General features: G+C 64.4%; 25 protein-coding genes. 2 read left to right on the top strand and 23 right to left on the bottom strand.

The window, feature by feature from the left end; all coding sequences use genetic code 11:
* Positions 1 to 97: 97 nt before the first annotated feature.
* The 19 genes from AC56PL_RS00725 to hpt all read right to left on the bottom strand — a co-directional run bounded on the left by AC56PL_RS00725 (position 98) and on the right by hpt (position 18,232).
* Entirely contained in the window at positions 98 to 436 is a 339-nt protein-coding gene (locus AC56PL_RS00725; RefSeq protein WP_495514528.1) for an Lsr2 dimerization domain-containing protein, read from the bottom strand.
* Positions 437 to 588: 152 nt separating this feature from the next.
* Positions 589 to 2,124 (bottom strand): lysine--tRNA ligase, encoded by a 1,536-nt coding sequence (gene lysS / locus AC56PL_RS00720; RefSeq protein ID WP_495514527.1) that lies wholly within the window; start codon positions 2,122 to 2,124, stop codon positions 589 to 591.
* A gap of 133 nt (positions 2,125 to 2,257) precedes the next feature.
* Positions 2,258 to 2,695, bottom strand: a complete 438-nt coding sequence (locus tag AC56PL_RS00715) for a hypothetical protein (RefSeq protein ID WP_495514526.1) — start codon at positions 2,693 to 2,695, stop codon at positions 2,258 to 2,260.
* A gap of 181 nt (positions 2,696 to 2,876) precedes the next feature.
* A complete protein-coding gene (locus AC56PL_RS00710) occupies positions 2,877 to 3,692 on the bottom strand; it encodes a type III pantothenate kinase (protein ID WP_497152746.1) in 816 nt (271 codons plus the stop codon).
* A 2-nt stretch (positions 3,693 to 3,694) separates the two neighbouring features.
* Entirely contained in the window at positions 3,695 to 4,135 is a 441-nt protein-coding gene (gene panD / locus AC56PL_RS00705; protein WP_495514524.1) for an aspartate 1-decarboxylase, read from the bottom strand.
* Entirely contained in the window at positions 4,132 to 5,049 is a 918-nt protein-coding gene (gene panC, locus AC56PL_RS00700; protein WP_495514523.1) for a pantoate--beta-alanine ligase, read from the bottom strand. The genes panD and panC overlap by 4 nt, the downstream gene beginning before the upstream one ends.
* Positions 5,049 to 5,939 (bottom strand): DUF2520 domain-containing protein, encoded by an 891-nt coding sequence (locus tag AC56PL_RS00695; RefSeq protein ID WP_495514522.1) that lies wholly within the window; start codon positions 5,937 to 5,939, stop codon positions 5,049 to 5,051. Before AC56PL_RS00695 ends, panC begins: the two co-directional genes overlap by 1 nt.
* Positions 5,940 to 6,160: 221 nt before the next feature.
* Positions 6,161 to 7,219, bottom strand: coding sequence for a DUF6779 domain-containing protein (locus tag AC56PL_RS00690; protein WP_495514521.1), 1,059 nt, complete (start codon positions 7,217 to 7,219; stop codon positions 6,161 to 6,163).
* 89 nt (positions 7,220 to 7,308) lie between these two features.
* Positions 7,309 to 7,818 (bottom strand): DUF3180 family protein, encoded by a 510-nt coding sequence (locus tag AC56PL_RS00685; protein ID WP_495514520.1) that lies wholly within the window; start codon positions 7,816 to 7,818, stop codon positions 7,309 to 7,311.
* Positions 7,815 to 8,360, bottom strand: a complete 546-nt coding sequence (folK, locus tag AC56PL_RS00680; RefSeq protein WP_497152745.1) for a 2-amino-4-hydroxy-6-hydroxymethyldihydropteridine diphosphokinase — start codon at positions 8,358 to 8,360, stop codon at positions 7,815 to 7,817. The genes AC56PL_RS00685 and folK overlap by 4 nt, the downstream gene beginning before the upstream one ends.
* 13 nt (positions 8,361 to 8,373) lie before the next feature.
* Complete coding sequence (gene folB / locus AC56PL_RS00675) at positions 8,374 to 8,748, bottom strand: dihydroneopterin aldolase (protein WP_482135886.1); 375 nt, start codon at positions 8,746 to 8,748, stop codon at positions 8,374 to 8,376.
* On the bottom strand, positions 8,741 to 9,625 hold the full coding sequence (gene folP, locus AC56PL_RS00670; protein WP_497152744.1) for a dihydropteroate synthase: 885 nt from the start codon (positions 9,623 to 9,625) through the stop codon (positions 8,741 to 8,743). Before folP ends, folB begins: the two co-directional genes overlap by 8 nt.
* A 20-nt stretch (positions 9,626 to 9,645) precedes the next feature.
* The gene (gene folE, locus AC56PL_RS00665; RefSeq protein WP_495514517.1) at positions 9,646 to 10,248 is read right to left on the bottom strand and encodes a GTP cyclohydrolase I FolE; all 603 of its coding nucleotides are present in this window, start codon (positions 10,246 to 10,248) and stop codon (positions 9,646 to 9,648) included.
* Positions 10,245 to 12,593 carry an ATP-dependent zinc metalloprotease FtsH gene (ftsH, locus tag AC56PL_RS00660; RefSeq protein ID WP_495514516.1) on the bottom strand — a complete coding sequence of 783 codons (2,349 nt, stop codon included), beginning with the start codon at positions 12,591 to 12,593 and terminating at the stop codon, positions 10,245 to 10,247. Before ftsH ends, folE begins: the two co-directional genes overlap by 4 nt.
* Before the next feature lie 217 nt (positions 12,594 to 12,810).
* Positions 12,811 to 13,425 carry a hypothetical protein gene (locus AC56PL_RS00655; RefSeq protein ID WP_497152743.1) on the bottom strand — a complete coding sequence of 205 codons (615 nt, stop codon included), beginning with the start codon at positions 13,423 to 13,425 and terminating at the stop codon, positions 12,811 to 12,813.
* Positions 13,422 to 14,501 (bottom strand): hypothetical protein, encoded by a 1,080-nt coding sequence (locus tag AC56PL_RS00650; protein ID WP_497152742.1) that lies wholly within the window; start codon positions 14,499 to 14,501, stop codon positions 13,422 to 13,424. Before AC56PL_RS00650 ends, AC56PL_RS00655 begins: the two co-directional genes overlap by 4 nt.
* Positions 14,498 to 16,192: a hypothetical protein gene (locus AC56PL_RS00645; RefSeq protein WP_497152741.1), complete on the bottom strand. Its 1,695-nt coding sequence runs from the start codon at positions 16,190 to 16,192 to the stop codon at positions 14,498 to 14,500. The genes AC56PL_RS00650 and AC56PL_RS00645 overlap by 4 nt, the downstream gene beginning before the upstream one ends.
* Before the next feature lie 89 nt (positions 16,193 to 16,281).
* A complete protein-coding gene (locus tag AC56PL_RS00640) occupies positions 16,282 to 17,643 on the bottom strand; it encodes an amidase (RefSeq protein WP_497152740.1) in 1,362 nt (453 codons plus the stop codon).
* 10 nt (positions 17,644 to 17,653) lie between these two features.
* Positions 17,654 to 18,232, bottom strand: coding sequence for a hypoxanthine phosphoribosyltransferase (gene hpt, locus AC56PL_RS00635; RefSeq protein WP_495514513.1), 579 nt, complete (start codon positions 18,230 to 18,232; stop codon positions 17,654 to 17,656).
* 291 nt (positions 18,233 to 18,523) lie between these two features.
* Between hpt and AC56PL_RS00630 the strand changes: the two genes are divergently transcribed.
* The gene (locus AC56PL_RS00630) at positions 18,524 to 19,141 is read left to right on the top strand and encodes a DUF8020 domain-containing protein (RefSeq protein WP_497152739.1); all 618 of its coding nucleotides are present in this window, start codon (positions 18,524 to 18,526) and stop codon (positions 19,139 to 19,141) included.
* A 13-nt stretch (positions 19,142 to 19,154) separates the two neighbouring features.
* Here the strand turns inward: AC56PL_RS00630 and tilS are convergent, their stop codons facing one another.
* From tilS to dacB, 3 genes are read right to left on the bottom strand one after another with little or no spacing between them, the layout of a single operon-like run.
* The gene (gene tilS / locus AC56PL_RS00625) at positions 19,155 to 20,123 is read right to left on the bottom strand and encodes a tRNA lysidine(34) synthetase TilS (protein WP_497152738.1); all 969 of its coding nucleotides are present in this window, start codon (positions 20,121 to 20,123) and stop codon (positions 19,155 to 19,157) included.
* Positions 20,102 to 21,118, bottom strand: coding sequence for a zinc-dependent metalloprotease (locus AC56PL_RS00620; protein WP_495514510.1), 1,017 nt, complete (start codon positions 21,116 to 21,118; stop codon positions 20,102 to 20,104). Before AC56PL_RS00620 ends, tilS begins: the two co-directional genes overlap by 22 nt.
* Positions 21,115 to 22,437 carry a D-alanyl-D-alanine carboxypeptidase/D-alanyl-D-alanine endopeptidase gene (dacB, locus tag AC56PL_RS00615; RefSeq protein ID WP_497152737.1) on the bottom strand — a complete coding sequence of 441 codons (1,323 nt, stop codon included), beginning with the start codon at positions 22,435 to 22,437 and terminating at the stop codon, positions 21,115 to 21,117. The genes AC56PL_RS00620 and dacB overlap by 4 nt, the downstream gene beginning before the upstream one ends.
* A gap of 177 nt (positions 22,438 to 22,614) precedes the next feature.
* Between dacB and AC56PL_RS00610 the strand changes: the two genes are divergently transcribed.
* The gene (locus tag AC56PL_RS00610; protein WP_495514508.1) at positions 22,615 to 23,127 is read left to right on the top strand and encodes an inorganic diphosphatase; all 513 of its coding nucleotides are present in this window, start codon (positions 22,615 to 22,617) and stop codon (positions 23,125 to 23,127) included.
* A 73-nt stretch (positions 23,128 to 23,200) separates the two neighbouring features.
* Here the strand turns inward: AC56PL_RS00610 and AC56PL_RS00605 are convergent, their stop codons facing one another.
* Positions 23,201 to 23,695 carry a MarR family transcriptional regulator gene (locus AC56PL_RS00605; RefSeq protein ID WP_495514507.1) on the bottom strand — a complete coding sequence of 165 codons (495 nt, stop codon included), beginning with the start codon at positions 23,693 to 23,695 and terminating at the stop codon, positions 23,201 to 23,203.
* Positions 23,696 to 23,736 lie beyond the last annotated feature (41 nt).

Below are 23,736 nucleotides of genomic sequence, written 5' to 3'. Positions count from 1 at the left end.
GCAATTCTCCACCGACACTTGCGAAAGAAAAAGGCGGGCAGTCCGAATACTCGGACCGCCCGCCTTTTCAGACAGTGTCTGAAGTCAACTCATTGAGTCAGTGCGCCTCGTTGTAGGCATCGACAACACCGGCCGCAATACGTCCACGCGCCGATACCGGGTGCCCGTTGCGTCGCGCCCAGTCGCGGATCGCCGCAGTCTGCTCACGGTCGACCGGGGCCTTGCCTGCGACGCTCAGGCCCTTCGGACGCTTACGTCCACCGACCCGACGTGCATGTTCTGCCCACCGTGCGACGTCGTCACGCAGCTTGTCTGCATTCTTCGTCGACAGATCAATCTCATAAGTGACACCGTCTACACCGAACTCGACGGTCTCGTCCGCAATTTTGCTGTCGTCAACATCGTCGACCAGCGTGACCGTAACCTTCTTAGCCATAACACTCCATTCTTGATGGCTCCCCGACATACAAGACGGTTTCACTGAACACAACTCGGAACGAGCATATTCATGTCGGCCGTCTATTGGCCGACAGCATAGCGCGAATATCTTGTTCGCGCGAATAACACACTAACGAGTTTAGAAAATTATCAATGCTGCGGCTTCACGAGTGGAAAGAGGATCGTTTCCCTAATCCCAAGACCGGTAAGCGCCATGAGAAGTCGATCAATCCCCATTCCGGTACCCGTCGTCGGGGGCATCCCCTGCTCCATCGCGGCAAGAAACTCTTCGTCGAGCACCATTGCCTCGTCGTCGCCGGCCCGCGCAAGCCTGGCCTGGTCGACGAACCGCTCCCGCTGAATGATCGGGTCGATCAATTCTGAATACCCGGTTGCCAATTCGAAACCACGAACATAGAGGTCCCATTTCTCGCTGACACCGGGCTTCGTCCGGTGCTCCCGGACCAAAGGCGACGTCTCGACCGGGAAGTCCCGGACGAAAACCGGTCCCGAGAGCGTGTCCCCGACCTGGTGTTCCCACAGTTCCTCGACGAGTTTCCCGTGGCCATATCCCTTGCCCTGCGGGATCTCGAGCCCCACCCGGGCGCACACCGCCAGCAGATGTTCCACCGTGGTGGCCGGCGTGATCTCTTCACCGAGGGCCTGCGACAACGACGGATACATCTCGACCGAGGTCCACTCACCACTGAGGTCATTGACCGTTCCATCGGCCATCAACGGCTGCAAAGTGCCCAACGCACCGAGCGCGACCTCCTGGATGATCTCCCGGATCATCGTGGCCGAGTCGTCGTAGGTGCCGTACGCCTCATACGTCTCGAGCATCGCGAACTCCGGTGAATGGGTGGAGTCCGCACCCTCGTTGCGGAAGTTGCGGTTGATCTCGAAGACCTTCTCGATCCCACCGACCACCGCACGCTTGAGGAACAGTTCCGGCGCGATGCGCAGGTAGAGGTCGATATCCATGGCATTGGAGTGCGTCACGAACGGGCGGGCCGCCGCGCCGCCGTGCAATGTCTGCAGCATCGGTGTCTCGACCTCGAGGAAACCGCGGCGTTCGAGTGCGGCACGCAATTCTCGCATGACCGCAACCCGGGTCCGGGCCATCGCGCGGGCCTCCGGCCGGACGATGAGATCGAGGTAACGCGCACGCACCCGAGCCTCTTCGTTCATCTCCTTGTGTGCCACCGGAAGCGGCCGCAGCGCTTTCGACGCCATCTGCCAGCTGTCCGCGAGAACACTGAGCTCGCCTCGGCGGGAACTGATCACCTCACCGTGCACAAAGACAAAATCGCCGAGATCGACGTCGGCCTTCCACGCCGCGAGTGACTCCTCCCCAACACCGTTGAGGCTGATCATGGCCTGCAACTGCGTGCCGTCACCCTCCTGCAACGTCGCAAAACACAGCTTGCCGGTGTTGCGGACGAAGATCACCCGGCCGGCGACACCAACCTGGTCGCCCGTGGCGGTGTCGGTCTCGAGGTCGGGATATTTGGCCCGGACCTGCGCCAGTGAATGTGTTCGCGGTACCGAAACCGGGTAGGGCTCGGTACCTGCGGTGAGCATCCGATCCCGCTTTTCGCGACGGATACGCAGCTGTTCCGGCGTCTGGTCTTCGACAGTGTCTGCATCTGTGTTGGTGCGGCCCTGGCCACGGTCTTCGTTCACGCCAACGACCCTATCGGCCGGAGCGCTCCGCGATCCATTCGCCAAGGCCGAGCGTAGACAAACAGTCACAAACCACAGTCACAAACCCCGGCCCGGCTCCGGGCTACGGCCGCCTCCGCCCGGAGCGAAAGGATCAGTGCGCCGAGTAGGCATCCAGCTCGCGCCGGGTGTGCTCGCCGAGCAGACCGGGTGTGACGCCTCGGGCCAATGCCCGCTGACCACCCACGACAAAACGGGCACCGGTGATGCCCCGCGCCTGCAGGTGCCAGGTCAGCATCTCCGCGTCGTGGCCGTCCGCGCCGACCAAGACCCAGCGCTGCGCAGTGCTGGCGCTCGACAAAGAGCCGGACGAACCAGGGGTCAACCGGTCGAGGACGTTCTCGGCGGGAACAGCCAACGCCCCCAAGAGGATTCCGTCGGTATCGCGGACACGCTGGCTGCGGATGTCGACGGCGATCGCACCGTCCTGCAAGGCAGGTCCGAACTGGTCAGCCGAGATGGACAGAGGCGCCGCCGCCGGAGCGGACACGGGAGCAGCGGAAGAAGACAGGGGTGCCGTGAGCACTGACATGATGGGAACTTTCGTGAATGATCGGCGAGGAGATCGCCGGGATCGGACGTACAGGGGTCATCGAGAGGCAATTAGCCCCGACAACACTCCTGACAGCTCCGGATCATCACGGTCGAGATTCTGCCACATCGATTCGGCTCGCACCAGTGGGGACGATCACAGGACTGCGGCCTGCGAGAGATCAACGATCTGACCGTAACTTGCTGCGACTTTCACGCTGCCGCTCATAGACCAGCCGCAGACCGTCCAGCGTCAGCGTCGGTTCGTGGTGCTGCAACGTCTCGCACTCGTCGAACACCAGCGGTGCGAGATACCCCGTGGCGACCACCGCCACATCATCGGCGGGGCCGAATCCGCGGATCTCCCGCCGCACCCGGTTCACCAGTCCATCGACCTGTCCCGCGAATCCGTAGAGGATGCCCGACTGCAATGCCTCGATGGTGTTCTTGCCGACCACACTGCGCGGCGGCAACAACTCCACCTTGCGCAACGACACCGTCGCGGTGGCCAGCGCTTCCACTGCCAGGTCGATGCCCGGGGCGATGGCGCCGCCGAGGAACTCGCCCTTCGCCGAGACCACGTCGACCAGGGTTGTCGTCCCGAAATCGACGACGATGCAGGCCCGTCCATAGGCCGTGTACGCCGCGAGCGCGTTGGCGACACGGTCGGTGCCGACCTCTTTCGGGTTGTCGACCAACAGCGGAACCCCGGTCCGCACGCCGGGTTCGAGGAGAACGTGGGGTCCGGCGCCGTAATACTTCCCGACCATCACGCGCATTTCGCGCAGCAGGGAAGGCACCGTGGACAGGCCCACCACCGACGTGACCTGGTCGACGTCGGCGCCAAGGAGCCCCCGGAGATTCAGTGCCAGTTCGTCCGCGGTCATCCGCGGTTCGGTCCGCATCCGCCAGTCCCGGACCAGACGGGCGTGGTCACCGCGCCCGGAATAGACACCCAGGTGGATGTTGGTGTTACCGACGTCCAGGGCGAGCAGCATGATCAGGCTGTAGCGGAAGACAACGGGGTGGAAGACAATTCGCGCGGATCCAGGAGGCCGCTACCCTCCGGGGCATGTGCCGGGTCGGCACCGAGTTCGAGGATCTTGTTCTGCCCGTCCACGAACACCACGCGCGGGCTGTACTCGAGCAGCTCGCGTTCGTCGAGGCCGCCGTAGGCGATCAGGATGACCAGGTCACCGGGATGCACGAGATGTGCTGCGGCACCGTTGATACCCAGGACACCCGAACCGCGCTCACCCGCGATCGTGTACGTCTCGAGCCGTGCACCATTGGTGATGTCGACGATCGACACCTTCTCGCCTTCGAGCAAACCGGCGGCGTCGAGCAGATCCTGATCGACCGTCACCGAACCGACGTAGTGAAGATCGGCCTGCGTCACGGTGGCGCGGTGGATCTTTGACGTCATCATCGTACGAATCATGGTGTGTTCTCTCCTCTTTCGACGAATCCCGTACCTATCGCGACACCCACGTTGTCGATCAGCCGAGTGCTGCCGATCCGGGCCGCCACCAAAAGCCTGCCGTCACCCTTGTCCGGGGGCGACTCCAAACCCGGTCCGCGTACTTCCAGGTAATCGACCTTGATCTCTGGATGTAGTGCGAGCACCGCGCTGGCCGTGTCCAGAATTGCCTGCACACCACCCGCTGCCGCATAGGCGCCTGCGACCAGGGCCGCAGAAAGGGTCGTGGCCAGCTCACGCTGCGCCGGATCGAGGTACCGGTTACGCGAAGACATTGCGAGCCCGTCGGATTCACGCACGGTCGGCACGCCGACGATGCGGATATCGAGGTCGAGGTCGCGCACCATCTGCCGGATCAAGGTCAGCTGCTGGTAGTCCTTCTCACCGAAGTACGCCTCCATCGGTGCCGCGATGTTGAGCAACTTGAGTACCACGGTCAGCATCCCGGCAAAGTGGGTCGGCCGCGAGGCCCCTTCGAGTTCGGCGCCAAGAGGACCCGGATGCACGGTGGTCCGAGGGCCGTTCGGGTACATGTCCGAGACCCGCGGTGCGAAGACCAACTCGACCCCGGCCGCGCGCAACAGATCACAGTCCGCATCGAACGTCCGAGGGTAGGCGTCGAGGTCTTCGTCGGCAGAGAACTGCAGCGGGTTCACGAAGATCGAGGTGATGACCACGGCATCACCCTTGGCCTTGGCCGCCCGGATCAGCTCGAGGTGACCGGCATGCAGCGCGCCCATCGTCGGAACCAGTACCACCCGTTTACCGGTCGACCGCAAGGCCCGGCTGATCTTGTTCAGCATCGCCGGATCGCGGTGGACGGTCAATTTACCTGCCGTATATGGCTTTTCAGACGTCAGGTCAGTACCCGGCATCAGTGCTCACCTCCGAGGAGCTCGATCAGATCAGGGGGTGGATCGGTGTACGCGGCGGCGCGGCGGGCCATCGCCCGGTATCCGTCGGCGATGGCGGGGTCTGCTGCGGTCAGCGCGTCGAGATGGCGGGCCACCGCAGCGGTGTCGCCGCGCTTGACCGGCCCGGTCAGCGCCGCAGGACCCATGTGCAGGGCATTGTCGAGGGCTGCGGTCAGCAGCGGGCCGAGGAGTCGTTCCGGCCGCACGTCTTGTCCGTCGAGGACCTTGCGGAGGGCGGCTGCGGCGTCACAGACCAGTGCCACGAGATGATTTGCACCGTGCGCCAATGCCGCGTGATAGAGCGTCCGGTCGGTTTCGCGGACGTGGACCGGCTCGCCACCCATCTCCAGCACCAGGGACTGTCCGATCGCCAGACCTATCTCGTCGGCGGCGGTGACCCCGAAACAGCAGTCGTTCAGCCGGTCGGTGTCCTCTCCGGTACCGATGAAGGTCATCGCCGGATGTAGGGCCAGCGGCAGCGCTCCGGCGTCGGTGAGGGGGTCGAGAATGCGGACGCCGCTGGCTCCGGCGGTGTGAGCGACAATCGTGCCCGGCCGAACCGAACCCGACGCGGCGAAATCAGCGATGAGCAGCGGAAGTTGATCGTCGGGTACTGCCAAGATCAGCAGTTCGCACCGTGCCGCGACGTCACGGGGAGCAAGGATCTGCGATTCGGGAAGTCGTTCCGCGGCCCGACGCCGCGACTGCGGCGAAGAAGCTGAGACCGCCCCGACCACGTGCTCGGCGCGTTCGAGCGCCTCACCGATGGTTGTGCCCACACGGCCCGCCGACACGATGCCCACCGATAGGCGGGCAGGCGCGGGCCAGTTGGTAATCCCGGTCGAGGTCACCGATGTCCTCCATCATTCGTTCCAGTCCCACCGATCCCGTCCAACCGGAGGAAAAGATCACGGTCGGATGAGTCGGATTCGGGTACCAGACGTCTCGCAGCGAGGATAGATCCCGCAGCGTCGAAACCGCCAACCGCTGTGATCGGCCTCACCGAAAGGCAGGGCGGCCGCGGGGCCGGAACCGGCCGGCGCGCGGCCGATCGCCCGGAAAGCGATCTGACTCAGTCGCGGCGGCGACGGCGCCCTGAGCTGGGAGAAGAACCCGCAAAGCCCTGGAGCAGTTCCGAGACCGAACGGCCGGATTCATGAGCACCTGAGTGATCGGGTGAATCTTCCCCCTCGGCCAGCAGAGCCTCGGGGATGCCACCCTCGGGCGGTGCGACTTCCCATTCGTCGGTCGGGTTGTCGTCGGCAAAACCTTCGGGATCCGCAGCGTCCTCGGCGGGCTCATCAGCACGACGACGCCTGCCCGAGGCACGGGGTTCGGACTCCGACTCCGAGGCCGGTGCGGCAGGGCTGTCATCGGCCGATTCTTCGACAACCTCGGCGACGAGCTCTTCCTCGTCCTCGGCCTCGACCTCGGCCGGTTCGGAGGTGGCAGGCTCGGGATCGGCGGGCAATGGCTCCTCGGCGGCGATCACCGGAAAGACCTCGGTCACGTCACCTGCACGCGGGGAGTCGTCGGCAGGCGGCGCAGTGGACGCAAAGTCCTGTTCGGCAACCGCGCCGTCATCGACGAGTCCACTCGGGTACTCGGCAAACCCGGAGGCGTATGCGGCGTCCGGGCGGTTGAGCCAACTGGATCCGTTCTCCAGCTCGGGTAGCTTCTCGCGGAACAACGCGATGCGATCCTCCGGCAGTTCGCCGAGGATCTGCTCCAAACTCTCACGAAGCGACTGCAGCTCGGTCTTGAGCGCGGCGAGTTCGGAGCCGGATTCGGCGCTGACCTCGCGGCGAACCTGGGTCTCGACACCGAGTTCGTACTGTCGGCGGGCGGTGATCTCGCGCTCGAGCTGCAATTCGTAGACCAGTCGCAGATCACGGGCCTTCGCGTCCGCGGAATCTGCGGCGCGGCGGTATTTGGTCACCAGGATGGCGCCGATGACGGCAGCCCACAGGGCGGTGATGACGGCCAGCGAACCGGCAACGCTCATCTCCGAGGTGATGATCATGAACACGCTCGAGCCGAGAGCGAGCAGCAGCAAAGCGCCGAGCAGCCATTGGCCCGGACCACGACGAGTCCTTCTGGCGTCAGCCGAGCGGCCAGCGGAGGTGGTCATGGGGCAAACATACCGGGCTGCGGCGAACGAATTCGCCATCTCACCCGGCAAGTCCTGTTATAGACGGTCATGATGATTGTCACCGCCGATCAGGCAGGGAGGTCCTCGGACGGATCATCGGGCGCACGGCAGCAGTATTCGAGCCACAACGCCGCGACCGTGAGCAGGACTCCACCGATCAATCCGACGATCGCGCTCGGCAGGTCCTCGCGGGCTGCGGTCAGCTCACCTTGTCGCGTCAGGAGATAGACGAGCGTGCCCGCCCACACACCCGTCGCGAGCGCACCGAGGATCGCCGACGCCTTGGCCAGTGCCAGAACGCGGGCCGCGGTGATCGGATGTAACTGTCCGTGGTGCGCCCCGACCTCACGGTCTCGGACGCGCGAACGGACAACAAACGCGATCACAACCTCAAGTGCAGCAAGCAGATACAGCACCACGCCGGCGAGCAGTGGAAGCGGTGGCATCGACCCATAACTGACGCGGACCAGCAGGAACACCACCACGGCGACAACGGCGGCCAAGGCCGACAGATCACGGAACCGGGTCGGACCCATCTTGCCGTCATCGGACTGCTGACGCGGATTTCGCCGGTTCATCGGCCCGTATCCGCCCCGTCGCGCCCGGCGACAGCAAGTTGCCGGTCGGTGCGGTGCACCCCGGATCGCTCGTCGTCCGGTAGTGCCGCAAGCAGTTCGGCCACCGGGGTCGCTGCGCCGTCATGCCACAAAGTGGCCGCCGGGTCGACGTCCAGCCACGGGATCAGGACAAACGCACGCGAAGACGCCCTTGGATGCGGCAGCGTCAGGATCGGATCATCAGAGATGACTTCGCGGCCCGCACTGGTCACCGAGATGACGTCGACATCCAGAGTTCTTGGACCCCAATGCTGTTCGCGGATTCGCTGCGCCTGTTGCTCGAGCTCCTGCCCGGCGGCCAGCCAATCGACGGCCTCCCGGTGCGGATCATCGACCACAACAACGGCATTGAGGAAGTCCTCCTGCTGCACGCCACCCCAGGGCGCGGTCGAGTAAACGGCGGAGGTCGCCACCACCACATCGGCGAGCCCATCGCAGACCGACTGCAGATGTGCCATTCGATCCCCGATGTTGGAGCCGATCGAGAGCACCGCACGGCTCACGGTGTCGCCCCACTCATTGCATGCCCTTACGGGATCGCCTCGCGACCACCGCGACATCGTCGAACGTCAGCGGGATCGGCGCCGACGGCTTGTGAAGCGTCACCTCACACGCAGCCACCTGCTCGGTTTCGAGCATCACAGTGTCGGCGATCTCGGCGGCCACCGTTTCGATCAGATTCCGCGGGGTGCCCGCGATGATGTCGTGGGCGGTCTGAGCCAGTGCGCCGTAGTCGACTGTGTCGGCAAGGTCATCGGTGGCCGCGGCGACACGTGAGTCGACCCACAGGATCACATCGACGATGAAGTCCTGGCCGTCGGTGCGCTCATGGTCGAACACGCCATGGTTGCCCCGGACCTTCAACCCGCGCAACTCGATTCGGTCAGCCATTGCGCCCCTTCGTATCAACTTGGTCGTTCACAGCCGGAGATCCACCGGCGTTCCATGCCTTCGCAACAGCGATGGCATCGCGGCTCGACGCCACGTCGTGCACCCGAACGCCCCACGCGCGGTGGGCCGCAACCAGCGCACTGAGTGCAGCCGTGGCCACTTCCCGCCCCGCAGGCGGTCTCGGATTGCCGTCGGCGTCGGCAAGAAGGGTCCCCAGGAAACGTTTGCGGGACGCCCCGATGAGCACCGGGAATCCCAACTCCATCAACTCGGGTAGACGCTGCAACAACGCCCAGTTGTGTTCGCCCGTCTTCGCAAAGCCCAATCCGGGATCGAGGATCAGGGCACCGGGGTCGACACCGGCCTTCACGGCGGCGTCGACCTGTTCGAGGAGTTCGCTTCTGACCTCGGCCACCACATCGCCATATCCGGCAGCTTTACCCGAATGCGCCCAGTCGGCGTCGGTCGGCCGCCAGTGCATCAGGATCCAGGGAGACCCCGATTCCGCGACGACCTTGGCCATGTCCGGATCGGCGCGACCACCGGAGACATCGTTGATGATGCCCACCCCGGCCGACAATGCGGCCTCCGCGACCCGGGCCCGCATCGTGTCGACCGACGTCACGATTCCGCGCGCCGACAGACCTTCGATCACCGGCCTGATGCGCGCGATCTCCAGATCGGAGTCGACCCGCTGGGCACCCGGTCGCGTGGATTCGCCACCGACGTCGATGATGTCGGCGCCGTCGGCCACCAGAGCAACACCGTGCTCGATGGCCGCGTCGACGTCGAGGTACCGACCGCCGTCCGAGAACGAATCAGCGGTTACATTGACCACGCCCATGATGACCGTGTTCACGGCGCCCGAACCCTTCATGACGGCACTGTCTTGCAGCACTAGCTCTTTCGGGAAATCAGATCCAGTGCTTCTCCACGCGAGATCGCACTGGTCTTGAACTGCCCGCGGACCGCCGAGGTGGTGGTCGTGGCGCCCGGCTTACGGATACCGCGCATCGCCATGCACAGGTGCTCGGCCTCGATCACCACGATGACACCGCGCGGATCGAGCTTCCGGACGATCGCGTCGGCGATCTGCGTGGTGAGCCGCTCCTGGACCTGCGGCCTGCGGGCATACAGATCGACAACCCGAGCGAGCTTCGACAGGCCGGTCACCTGACCGCTGGCACCCGGGATGTAGCCGACATGCGCGACACCGTGAAACGAGACCAGGTGGTGTTCGCAGGTCGAGTACATCGGGATGTCCTTGACCAGGACCAACTCGTCGTGACCGACATCGAATGTGGTCGCGAGGACCTCATCGGGATCGGTGTGCAGACCGCCGAACATCTCCTGGTAGGCACGGGCCACGCGGGCCGGAGTCTCCTTCAGCCCGTCGCGCTCCGGGTCCTCACCGACAGCAATGAGAAGTTCTCGAACAGCGCGCTCGGCACGCTCAGCATCAAAAGGGGCAATCGCGGTGCAGTCTTCGCGGTACGTCATTGTCCATTCTGTCCGGTTGAGGGCGGCCGGCCGTTCTGACCTTCATCGCCCTGGCCGCCACCGTTGTGCCTGCCGCCATTTCCGTCACCATTGTGATGTCCGTTTGCCGGAGGCTGACCATAAGGGTTCTGCGGCTGTGCATAAGGATTCCCTGGTGCCTGCGGGTAACCGCCATTGGGGTACCCACCACCGGGTAGCCCGTTCGGCTGACCACTGTTCGGGGCGCCACCGCCCGGGGAATCGGCGGGGGGCCATCCCGGTGCCGACCAACCGGCCGGAGCACCGTAATCAGGACGGGTTCCACCGGGAGCCACACCCGGCTGCGGTGCCGGCTGCTGCGGATACTGATGGCCCGGTCCGGGCTGCGCATGCGAACCCGTTTTGGTCAGCTCCGGCGCCTTCGGGGCCTCGGGCGGCCACGGCTCGCCGCGTTCCTTCGCGAGCTCACCGGGAGTCTTGACCGGGGGCTTGTCACTGGGGGTCCGCTCACCGAAGTCGTTGAACGTGGTGATGCGGGGACGCTTGGAGACCTTGTCGAAGATCTTCTCGAGGTCCTTGCGGGTCAGCGTCTCGCGTTCGAGCAGCTGGGTCGCGAGTTCATCGAGGGTGTCCCGGTACTCGGTGAGGATGGCCCAGGCCTCGGTGTGCGCGGCCTCGATCAGGCGACGTACCTCGTCGTCGATCTCGCTGGCAACCTCGGGCGAGTAGTCCGCGTGCGAACCCATCGACCGGCCCAGGAACGGGTCGCCCTGCTCCTGGCCATAACGAACGGCGCCCAGTCGGGCACTCATGCCGTACTCGGTCACCATCGCTCGGGCGATCTTGGTCGCCTGATCGATGTCGGACGACGCTCCGGTGGTCGGCTCGTGGAACACCAGTTCTTCGGCAGCACGCCCACCCATCGCCATCACCAGACGAGCGATCATCTCCGACCGTGTCATCAGGTCTTTGTCCTGCTCGGGCACTGCCAGCGCGTGTCCGCCGGTTCGACCGCGGGCCAGGATCGTCACCTTGTAGATCGGGTCGAGATCGGGCATTGCCCACGCGGCCAGGGTGTGTCCACCCTCGTGGTACGCCACGATCTTCTTCTCGTGTTCGCTGATGATCCGGCTCTTACGACGCGGACCACCGATGACGCGATCGACCGACTCTTCGAGGAGTTCAGCGGTGATCGTGGTGCGGTTTTCGCGAGCCGCGAGCAATGCGGCCTCGTTGATGACGTTCGCCAGGTCGGCGCCGGACATGCCGGGGGTGCGCTTGGCCAGACCGTCGAGGTCGGCGTCGGCGTCGATCGGCTTGCCCTGGGCGTGGACGTTCAGGATCGCCCGACGTCCGGCCATGTCGGGGTTGCCGACCGGGATCTGGCGGTCGAAGCGGCCCGGACGCAGCAGCGCCGGGTCGAGGATGTCGGGACGGTTGGTCGCCGCGATCAGGATGACGCCCGAACGCTCGCCGAATCCGTCCATCTCCACCAACAGCTGGTTGAGGGTTTGTTCGCGCTCGTCGTGACCACCGCCGAGACCGGCGCCACGCTGGCGGCCGACCGCGTCGATCTCGTCGACGAAGATGATGCAGGGACTGTTGTTCTTGGCCTGCTCGAACATGTCACGCACTCGCGAGGCACCGACGCCGACGAACATCTCGACAAAATCAGAACCGGAGATCGTGAAGAACGGGACACCGGCCTCGCCGGCAACCGCGCGTGCGAGCAGCGTCTTGCCGGTTCCGGGAGGGCCGTAGAGCAGCACACCCCTGGGGATCTTGGCGCCGAGTGCCTGGTAGCGGGCCGGGTTCTGCAGGAAGTCTTTGATCTCGAAGAGTTCTTCGACGGCCTCATCGGCGCCGGCGACATCCGCGAACGTGGTGGACGGCATGTCTTTGTTGAGCTGTTTGGCCTTGGACTTCCCGAAGCCCATGACACCGCCCTTGCCACCACCCTGCATCCGGCTCATCACGAAGAAGAACAAACCGAACAGCAAGACCAGCGGCAGGATGAAGATCAACATCTGCATCAGGAACGAGTCTTTGTTGACGTTCGTCTGATACGTCGCACCGGTGTCGTTGACGCGGTTGAAGATCTCTTCGGTGGCCTGTGCCGGGTACTTGGCCGAGATCTTCTTTTCACCGTCGGTCTGACTCGGATCCTTGATCGTCATCCGCAGCGTCTGCTCGCGGTCGTCGATCTGCACCTCGTCCACGTTCTTGGTGTTGAGCTGCGTCATCGCCACCGAGGTGTCGACAGCCTTGTAGTCACGATTGTTGTCCCGTAGCAGGGTCCAACCCCAGATCGCGAGCACGATAACGGCCACGATCGCCAGATTGCGAAAGACAGTCTTACGGTTCATTGAGGTGTGTCAGCCGAGACCGAGAGCCACGTCTGTGGCTTTCGCTGTGATTTCGGCGCGTCCTTCCAGTCGGGATATCTGAGTTCTCAGGCTACCCGTCAACGATTCACCATGGTCAGGCGTTCCCTACGAGCGCAATCGCAGGTGCCCGGCGTCGGTTACGCAGCTGGGATCACCACGCGCGGTTCGACGGCCCCTGTGGAATTGTGCACCGCTATCAGCCATTCGTTGGCAGACCGGCCGGAATCCAAAGGTCCGGCGCCCGGAATCCGTTGAAGCGGAGGTCGAGTAGCAGCCCACCGGACGTAAGCGTTCCGGCACTTGTACTGAAGTCGGAAATCAGCTCCCGATCCCCCATCTCGGCACTCATGACCGGGGGTACCTGGCCATCGGGTGTCGCACCGGGACCGGCCAGCGGCTTCATTGCACCGGTTCGAACATCCACGCTCATCACCCAGGCACTACCGTGCGCGAAGGCCATGAACAACGCAGTGTCACCCACAGAGGTCATGTAGTCGACTGAACCGATCCATGATTGCGCGGCGACCCACCGCTGGGCGCCACCGACATCGAGGCCCTTGAACGACAGATTGTCGGAGTCATCCCTGATTGTGTTGATCTGCCACCCGTTGGTCAGGACGAACTCGTTCCTGACTCCCGGCCGGTTCCAAGGACTGCTACCCAGAAGCCGTCCCGAGGACAGTTCGTAACTGGTCACCGTGTCTCGATCGGAGACACTCACCACGGGCCCGACGTCGCGGATTCTGCGGGGCGACTCCTGACTCCACCTGACCACGCCGGACGCCAGGTCGATCCCGCCGATGCGATTCACGATCCGTTTTCGTCCTCGCACGTGAAAGGGATGACCCCGCTGAAGCTGTCCTCACGAATCAGTCGGCCGGGCCCACACACCTTCTCGGTATCCAGCGTCCACGCAGTTGTCCCGGTCCGAGCATCGAGATAATTCATCCCGGGGCGTTCCTCAGACCTCGTTCGGTTGCTATCCCACAGCACCTTTCCGGTATCGGCGCTGTAGGCCTCCGTCAATCCCCCACGTCCGACCGGTTCCCATTTGACCACGACAACCGAACCGTCTTCATAGCTGTCCACGTCGTCGACGATCACCGACATTCCGGGTTTCGAGATGCGCCAACGTTCGGGCCCACCGAACGTGTCATACGCGCGCAGCACTCCGTCCTTCACGACGAGCACTCCCGCCGCCGTCAAAAATGTTGAGCCGTCGTAGATCCCACTCACGTTCTGCACCCGGTTCACGTCCAACGCAGATGCGGGTGGACCCATCTCCATCGAGTCGCCTAGCTCGACCACGTCCACCGCACCGAGCGGCCGTACGCTCGCCAGCACCACAACCGCCGCCACCAGTCCCGATAACGCAGCGGTGGCGTAAACCCCACCCAGAGTGGGGTATTGATTGCCCGATCGTTCACGGAACTCGGCGATGGTCAGGGTCGCGATCGACAAAACCAGCATGACGGCCGAAACACACACCACCACGAATCCGACCGACCCGGGCCAATCGATCAGGTGCGGTTTCACAAACCACCAGGAACCGAATACCCACATCGTGACCACGATGGGCGCCAACGCCGCAATCCACGACAGGACGAGGCAGATGGTGCGCCGTATCCGACTGTCGTTCGGCGCAGCACTCAAGGTGATGGCGGCCGCCCCGATCACGACATAGGCACCGAGCGACCACTGAAGCAGGGTCACGATCGCACCGGCGAGATCGTCGGGATCGGAGCTCGCGCTCACGTAGTCGGCAAAGTCGGACGTGAGATAGGTGAGCGCAGCCATCACGTACATGAGACCTGCGCAGAACATCAGGCCGTATGCCGTGGCCCGAATCGGATTGCGGAACAGCGACTTCAGCCAGCTCGTACTCATCGCTTCACCGCCGGGATCACAACGAGTGGCTCAAACCCACCGTCGGCGGAATTGCCGATCGCAACGCCCCAAATCCCTGCTTCCACGCGAGCGCCTTCTCCGAGAGTCGCACGAACGATCGGTTCACCAAGGCCCGGTAGGTCTCGATCTCCGACAACAACAACTGGCTGACCGGTGTTGAGGTCGAACGCCACCACCCACCGACCACCAGCATCGTCGGGATCGTCGACCACGACGAACACCGCGTTGGTGGCTGCTGCTTGTTCGGTGAAGCCCACCTGAAGCCCGACGTCGAACTCCGTCGTGGGACTCACGTTCCCGTCGCGCCGAACCGGGGTGATCCGGTAGCCCGACGGATACGAAAACCCGTCGAACAACAATCCGGCACCGGTACCGGCCGGAACGAAATGGCCGACCTCGTCCGGCTGGGACAGCAGCGGAACGCCGGTGACCAGGTCGAACGTGCTGTTCAAGCCACTCCTCATGACGACTGTGTCAGCGACGATATCCACACTGTTGTAGGTGATTTCCCCGTCATCGACCTGCCAAAGCTTGTCTCCACTCTTGCGATCGAATCCCCTGATGAAGTTCTCACCGGGATTGTCGAAAATACAGGTGGCCACCACTACTCCGCTCTCCTGCGCCGTCTCGACGCGCCTGGCCGAGTCACAGAATTCGGCATCCGTCATCTCGCCTTCAACGTCCAGTCCACCCGCGGCAGACGTCCTGGAAATCTCCCTGCCGGTATCGGCCTCGTAATCGTTGGCCGAACCCAACCCCTCCCACTTCACCGGCACCACAGTTCCCCTGTCGTCCATCTCCGCGATCCAGGCATGGGAAGAACCAGCTTTGGTTGTCCACCATCGGACTTCACCGGTGATCGGGTCGACAGATTCCACCCTCCCGCTGTCTTCCCGAACAAGTCCTGCCGCAGTGGCCTCCCACGATGTGCCACCCAACGCCTCCGATGCCGGCCGGGCTGCTGCCAGGTCGATTTGCGAATGCCGCTGCCCCATATCGAGTTTCGGACCGTACGACGCGCGGTCCCGCATGCCCCAGGCATCAGCCGGCACGGTCAGCACCACCCCGGTCAGCACCGCAAGCCCAAGCCCCCACGCGGTGACACCCCACAGATTCCGGCGCGTCGTGCGGAACGGTTCCGCACCGGTCGGGAGCATCACGAGCACGGTACGAGCGCAGACCGCTGCGGCGATCAGAACCGCCGATATACAGAGCAGCAGATAGCCGGCCGATCCGTCTTGGCTGACCAGATCCGGGCGAACAAACCGCGAATCCTCAAAAGCCCACATCGCCAGGCCGATCGGCGTGACCGCGATGAGCCACAAGCCGATGACGCGGTATGACTTTCGGCTCTCCGCCGGATCCACATCCTGCCCGATGAGACTCGGCCGCCAGCCAAAGATCAGACCCAGCAACAGAATGCACACGAGGAGCGACCACCCCAGGTACGTGGCCGCCGCGTCAATCCGGGAGTACTCGTCGGCCAACCGATTGGTGGTGCTCCGGGCATACATCCAGACACCCGCCGCCCATGCCGCGGCAGCCGCCACCAACAACGCGGTCATCAGTGTCCGCAGCAGATATTCGATATCGCGTTTACGGCCAGGAACACCGCCTGCAAGAGCAGCCTGCTCCGGCCGAGCACTGACCAACCCCACGTTCTCCCCCATCGATCCCGATCCCCCACTCGCAATGTCCCGCAGGGTTGGACGTAGCGAGGACCAGAACGGTTCCAGGAGAAATCAGTGCGCGGGGACGCTCAGAAGCCGGGTGCGACCCTCTGCCAGGGACGGGCGCTTTCGATCTGGGCAGCCAAGGTCAGCAGGCGTGCTTCGGATCCGGGCCTGCCTGCGAAGTGCACGGCAAGGGGCGTGCGGGTGACCGGATGAACGCCGAACGGTACCGACATCGCCGGCCAGCCCAGGAGGTTGAACAGCCCGCAGAAGGGTGCGTAGCTGACGTTGGCCCACATGTTCGCGGCCCAACTCGCCGAACTCCATCGCTTTGCCTGCGGCGGCGACGTCGCCAATGCCGGGGTCAGGAGCACATCGGCCTTATTGCGGTCGAGGTACGCGAGGACTTTCTTCTCGACCTTGTCGACCTGACTGTCGTTCACCAGATCGAAGCGGGTCACACTCCGCCCGAGCGACGTGTGAACTTTGCTGCGACGCTGCAGCTTTTCCAGATCCCCGCCGGCCGCCTCGATGTCATCGGCATCCCCGGCTGCACCGGCAAGCCATCGCGTCAGCAGGGGCATCGGATTAGCGGGATACGGCAGGTCGGCATGAGGCACGCGATGACCGAGATCGGCCAGCAGGGAACTGCAGCTCTCCTGCGCCTGTGCCCAATGTTTGTCGGTCTTGCCGACGGCAAGGGGAAAGTTCTCGGCGACGACGATTCCCAGCGATCCCGGCTCCGTCGACAGACCCGCCTCTGCCAGATCTGGTTTGTCGGCCATCACCGAGAGCATCAGTGCCGCGTCGGCGACCGTGGTGGCCAGTGGCCCGTTCTCACTCATACCGAACCAGCCGTTGCCACCCAGCTCGGACGGCACCACGCCCCAGCCCGGTTTGAGACCGAAGACTCCGCAGTCCGCCGCCGGGATCCGGATCGAGCCCAGCCCGTCGTTGCCGTGGGCGATGTCGACCTGCCCGCTCGCGACCGCGGCCGCCGCTCCGCCCGACGAACCGCCAGGGGTTCGCTTGGTATTCCACGGGTTACGCGTAATGGTGGTCGGATTATCCGTGGTCGCCCACATACACAATTCCGGAACTGCGGTGGTCCCGATGACAATTGCCCCGGCCGCACGCAATCTCCGAACAACGGTGTGATTGGTCAACTGCGGTGCGCGACTGGTGGCCTGCGATCCGACCGTCATGATTTCACCGGCGACCGGAATATTGTCCTTGATCGCCACCGGCACACCCGCCAACGGCAATTCATCAAGTTTTGGATGCGCGGTCAAAACCTCGGCTTCGGAAACAGCACGATCCGCCCGGACCGCGACAAAAGCACCCAGTTCCCGATCGCGTTGTGAGATCCGGGCCAGCGCCTCCCGGGTGACCTCGACTGGGTCAAGCCGTCCCGCGCGTACTCCGGCGGCGGTCTGGACTGCAGTCATCGATCACCTTTTAGTCTGTGTAGACGGACGGGTGCAAGCGGCCGACGTACGGCAGGTCGCGGTAGCGCTCGGCATAGTCGAGACCGTATCCGACGACGAACTCGTTGGGAATGTCGAATCCGACGTCCGCCACATGTACGTCCGCGCGGACCGCATCTGGTTTGCGCAGCAGTGTGCACACCTCCAGAGACCGCGGCCGGCGGGTACGGAGGTTCTTGATCAGCCAGGACAGGGTCAATCCTGAATCGATGATGTCTTCGACGATCACGACGTCGCGATCGTTGATGTCGCGGTCCAGGTCCTTGAGAATCCGCACGACGCCCGACGACGACGTCGACGAGCCATACGAACTCACCGCCATGAACTCGAGCTGCGATGGGATGGGCAACGCCCGGGCGAAATCAGTCATGAACATGACCGCACCCTTGAGGACCCCGATGAGAACGAGATCGTCCGGAGCGTCCCGGTAGCGCGAGGCGACAGTCTCGGCCAGCTCGATCGTCCGCTGCCTGATCTGCTCCTCCGTGACCACTACCGCTTCGATGTCATTGCCGTATGGATCACGCTGCGCCGTCACAAGGACCATCATGCCTCAAACGCCGTGGCAGCAATTGCAGGGGGCAACAACCCGCCAAAGCATCACGAGTACACCGAACGGATGATTTCCACCATCGAGAGTTTTTCGCAATCACAGTTTTGTTTTACTGATTGCGCGCGACACCGAAGCACACAAGATCCACGAGCCGTTTCGAAATACGGTCAGGGGGAGCGATCGGCGAAAGTCGGACAGCTTTCGGTTGAATCGAAACTGGGCACGTGGCGAAATCAATCACCTTTCGGGTGACGCTTCACACCCGCCCAAAACCCTCAGGACGTACCCATGAAACGCAGAAATGGATTCATCGCACTCATTGCATCAGCCGTCACCGCCGCCGGCTTCCTGACAGCGATACCGGCAAATGCCGCACCGGCCAATGACATCAACTATCAGGCAGACATCGTCGGGGGCGACCAGATCGTCCTTTCGACAGACATCGGCTCACTGCGAACCAGCGACGGTCAGCTGGAGATCGTCGACGCCACCGGCAACGTGGCGGCCACCGTTCCGCTGTTCTTCAACCTCGACGACCAGCAGTTCCCGATCGCGGCGAATGTGGACGGCCGCACGGCCACCCTCACACCGGTTGTCGACCCGGCCGCGGCCACGCCGGTCGCCGCGCCCACGACCCGAGAAGAACGTGATTTACAGGCGCTGGAGAAAGTCGGCACCTACGTGTCGGTGTCCGTGGCGATCGGCGGATTGGTCGGCACCATCATCGGCGCCGGGATCGGTTGCGTGATCGGACTCCCTGCCGCCGCAGTCGGCTGCCTCCCGGGTGCCGTCACCGGAGCCGGTATCGGCGGCGTCCTCGGCACCATTGCAGTCGGCGGACCCACCCTGATCGGCGCTGCGATCGAATACTTCAACACGGTCACCGCACCGTGGCCCCCTGCCTAACGATCTCGTAGCCTCAGCGTTCGCGGCGCTCGACCACAAGTCGGGCGCCGCGCCGCGTCACCTGGGTACGAAACTGCGGCCGGCCACCGATCGCCACGGCTCCCTGGCCTCGCCACCGCATGACCAGCGCGTCGACTGCCTGAACCACGGTGTCGGTGGGCTCGGTCGCCCCGTTGGCCAGCAACCATCGCCGTAGTAGGCGCAACCGGATCGCGGCGGGCAACACCGCGAGGGCACCACAATCCACCTCATCACCGTCGATGACCGCGGCGTGGTCGTCGACCAGGCCTTCGATCAGATCGACGTCGAGTTGAAGCTGCCGGGCGGTCCGCGCCAACGCTTCGGCGACACCACTGTGCAAGACCTCGTCGAGCAGTGGCATCACCTCACGCCGCAACCGGACGCGGGTGAAGCGCGGATCCCCGTTGTGCGGATCTTCGTACGGGGTCACATCGAGTTCGGCGCAGGCGGCCACCGTCACCGAGCGTCGTACACCGAGGAGCGGCCGCCCGAACGGGGGCGCCCACGGCCGCATCCCCGCCACGGACCGGGGTCCCGACCCGCGCGCGAACCCCAGCAGCACGGTTTCGGCCTGGTCGTCGAGTGTGTGACCGAGAAGGACCGGTCGATCGGCGCGATGCGCCTCGAATGCTGCATACCGAGCCCGCCGGGCCGCCGCTTCCGGTCCACCGGCACCGGCAACGTCGACCCCGACGATCACCGGTTGCGCACCCAGCGCCTCTGCCATCGCCGCCGCCCTACCGGCGACCACGTCCGAACCGGCCTGCAAACGGTGGTCGACGACCAGGGCCCGCACGTCCAGACCCGCCCGCACGGCGGCCGCGGTCAGCGCGGTCGAATCAGGACCTCCGGACAACCCGACGCACACCTGCGGATCGGCCAGATACTCGCAGGCGAAATCCTTGACCGCCCTGGTGATCTCGGAGACCGCCCCGGAGTTCACAACACGCGATCGATCCACGCCCGAGGGGTTTCGATCTCAGCGGGCCTGGGCATCGTCTCCGGACCCGTCCAGATCGCATTGAAGCGGGTCATGCCGACCGTCTCGACCACTTCGTCCACAAACGCCTTGCCCCGCGTGTACTGGGCGATCTTCGCGTCCATGCCCATCAGCGTGCGCAGCAATCGCTGCACCGGGTTCTGCGGCTTGGCCCGACGCTTGTCGAATGCGGTGCGAATCCGGTCGACGGTCGGCACCTTGGCCGGACCCACCGCATCCATCACATGGTCGGCGTGGCCTTCGAGGAGCGTGCCGAGCATCATCATCCGGCTGAAAGCTTCGTACTGCTCCGGGGACTGCAGGAGCTGCATCGCGCCGACGATTCCTTTTTCCCTCGGGAGATCGCTGCGGAGTGCCGAGCTGATCCGCGACACCATCTCACCGGCGGACTCGGTGTCTTCGGACGTGAGCGCCTCGACGTTCGACTGCATGTAGTCGCGCAACCAGGGGTTTGCCGAGAACTGCACCCGATGGGTCACCTCGTGCAGGCACACCCAGAGCCGGAAGTCCGCCGGTACCACCCGCAACCCACGTTCGACCGCGATGATGTTGGGCGTCACCAGCATCAGGACGCCGTCGTGTCCACTGATCGGATCCGGGGTGAATGGGTCGTACTGACCCAGGATGGCGCTCGACAACAGGGCCAGCAATCCACCGGCCTGCAGACCCGCGATTCGTCCCGTCACCCCGGGCTTTTCGTCGGGTTCACCGGGGTCGAGCATCGCCGACATCGACAGCGCCGCCGCCTCGATCCATTCACCGCGGTCGAGCACCCGCGCTGCGGGCACCGGAAGTCCGTCGGCAAGCCCGGTGACCTCCCGAACCGGCACTTCGGACGCCACTGCCGACGCCGCCAGCTCGCTGCGGGCGGCATCGGCTGTGTAAGCCGTGGTCAGCGGACCGGACCGGGCGATCTTCTTGCCCACCGACGCGGCGAGCTGCCAATCGATACTCATCGACAACCGCAATCACGCAAGGTCGCGGCGACCGCGTCGAGCGCGGGCCGGGCCTCGGACGGCCCGGTGCCATTGGACATCAGAGCAAAACTGAGCACGCGTCCTTCTTTCGTCTGCACCACACCGGCCAACGCACTGGCGACCGTCAATGTTCCGGTCTTTGCGCGGATCCACCCGGCACCGTCGACGTTCTCGAGAACAAAACGCTCCGCCAGGGTGCCGGTCGCACCGGCCACCGGCAGCATGTCCAGCAACGGCCGCAGCTTCAGCTGGGCTGTGCCGGCTCCGGCACCGGTCACCTTGTCGAGCAACCCGGCCGAAATCCGGTTGTCCTCGGATAGGCCGCTGACGTCTCCGAAGACCGTGCCATCCATGTTGAAACCGTTGTCACTCAGAACTTTTCGAACAGCCTCGATACCTCCGGCCAGCGTCGGCCTGCCACCGATCGCCTTGGAGATCTCGATGGACGTGGTCTCGGCGAGCACGTTGTCGCTGGCACGCATCATGTCCCCGAGCCGGGTCACCAGGGGCGCCGACGTGACGGTGGCGATCACGGCACCGCCGACCGGAGCGGTCGCCTGGACCACGGGGTTCTCGACGCCGAGCGCCGCGGCCAGCGCCGTCCCGGCGGCCAATGCCGGGGTCGGGGTCCGCGGCGAGTCGATCTCCAGCGGATCGATTCGTCCGGAATCGGCGATGAGAGATTCGATCGGTGTGATGTTGCCGTCGGCGATGTCCACCGGATCCCAACTCGACGCCATCGTCGGACCGGAGAAGGCACCGGTGTCGACCGCCACCGAGGTGACATCGATCCCGGCCTTCTCGATCTGATCGGCGAGCGCGGCGATCCGCGGGGCATCGGTGAAGAACGTCTGTTGCCCTTCGGGTTGCGCGGAAAGCGTCGGGTCGCCCGCTCCCACCAGGATCACCTGTCCGTCGGCACCGGCAACCACCGTGGTCGAGATCCGCTGATCATGCGGCAACGCCAGCAGGGCGGCCGACGTGGTGAGGATCTTGATCGTCGACGCCGGCACCATGGGGCGGTTGGGGGTCTGCGACCAGAGGGTCTGCCCGGTGAGCGCATCGGAGACCTCACCCGACAGATCACCCAGACCTGGGTTCGACAACACCTCCGTCAGGGCGGCAGCGATCCCGGCCGACGTGGGCAGTGGCGCATCGGTGGCCACCGGACTGATCTGCGGGACAAGCGACACCGGCGACGGCTGCGCGGAGGCACCCGCAGGCAGACTGTTGTGCTTCTCGTCCACACGCAACGCGATGACGAGCACAATCGCCGCGACGACGATCAACACAACCACCGGTAGAAGCGTCCACAGGAGCCCCTTGCGACTCGGCGAACTGCCTGGCACGAATTACCTCCGGTCGAAGTTCTTGCCGCGCGCGGCGGGCACAGGTCTCCACAGTATCGTTGAGTCGATTTGCTGACCGGCTACCGGAGAACACTTTGGGTAGGCAGAACACACGAGGAGTACAACGTGGACTTCGACGTCACGATTGAGATCCCCAAGGGACAACGCAACAAGTACGAAGTGGACCACGAGTCGGGAAAGATCTATCTCGACCGGTACCTGTACACATCGATGGGTTATCCCGCCGACTACGGATACATCGACAACACCCTCGGCGAGGACGGCGATCCCCTGGACGCCATGGTGTTGCTCCCCGAGTCCGTCTACCCCGGCGTGATCGTCCGCGCCCGCATCATCGGCATGTTCCGCATGACCGATGAAGCCGGTGGCGACGACAAGCTGCTGGCCGTGCCTGCCGGTGATGTCCGCTGGGACCACATCCAGGACATCGGCGACGTCGACGACTTCGAACTCCAGGCGATCGCACACTTCTTCGAGCACTACAAGGACCTCGAGCCGGGCAAAGACGTCACGGCCGGCGGCTGGACCGGCAAGGCCGAGGCCGAGAAGATCGCGCAGGAAGCGATTGAACGCCTGGCCTCGCAGCCGCACGAGGCGAACGAGCCGTCTCGCGGCTGATCGTCCACACAAACACCGAAGGGCCCGACTCGCATCAGCGATGTCGGGCCCTTTCGGTTTGTGTGGGGCGGTCTCAGGACCGGGCGCGGTCCGCAGGCGACTCGTTGGCCTCGATGAGGCTGCGTTCTGCAGAGCTGACGTATCTCCCGAGCAGTTCGGTGAGGGTCTCCACGTCACCGTCATCCCAATCGGCCAGCATCGTCTCGAGTTCCTCGGCCCGCCGGGTTCGGAAATCGGCGACCCGCTGCGCACCGGTTTCGGTGACCACCAGGATGGTGGCCCGGCCGTCACGCGGATCGGCCTCGCGCCGCACATAACCGAGTTTGACCAGCTGGGCGACGTGACGACTGATGGTCGACGGGTCACTGAACAGTGCCTCGGCCAATTCACCTGAGCGTGCCGGCGCCCGATTCAGCCGAAACAGACAGTGGTAGGCCGCAGATTCGACAGCGTCGTCCGCGGTACGCCATCGCGTTGCCGCCAAACGGTCACGAACCCGCAGGTGCCTCGCCAGGACCTCCATGAGATCCGCAATCTGATCGTCTCGCGACGGTGTCTCCTCCGACATGATCCTTCTCAAAGTTCAACGAGTTTCGACATGCAACTAGT

The sequence above is a fragment of the Williamsia sp. Y721 genome, assembly GCF_059683565.1.
The sequence above is the reverse complement of the archived record's forward strand: the minus strand, read 5'-3'. Positions and strand labels throughout refer to the sequence as shown.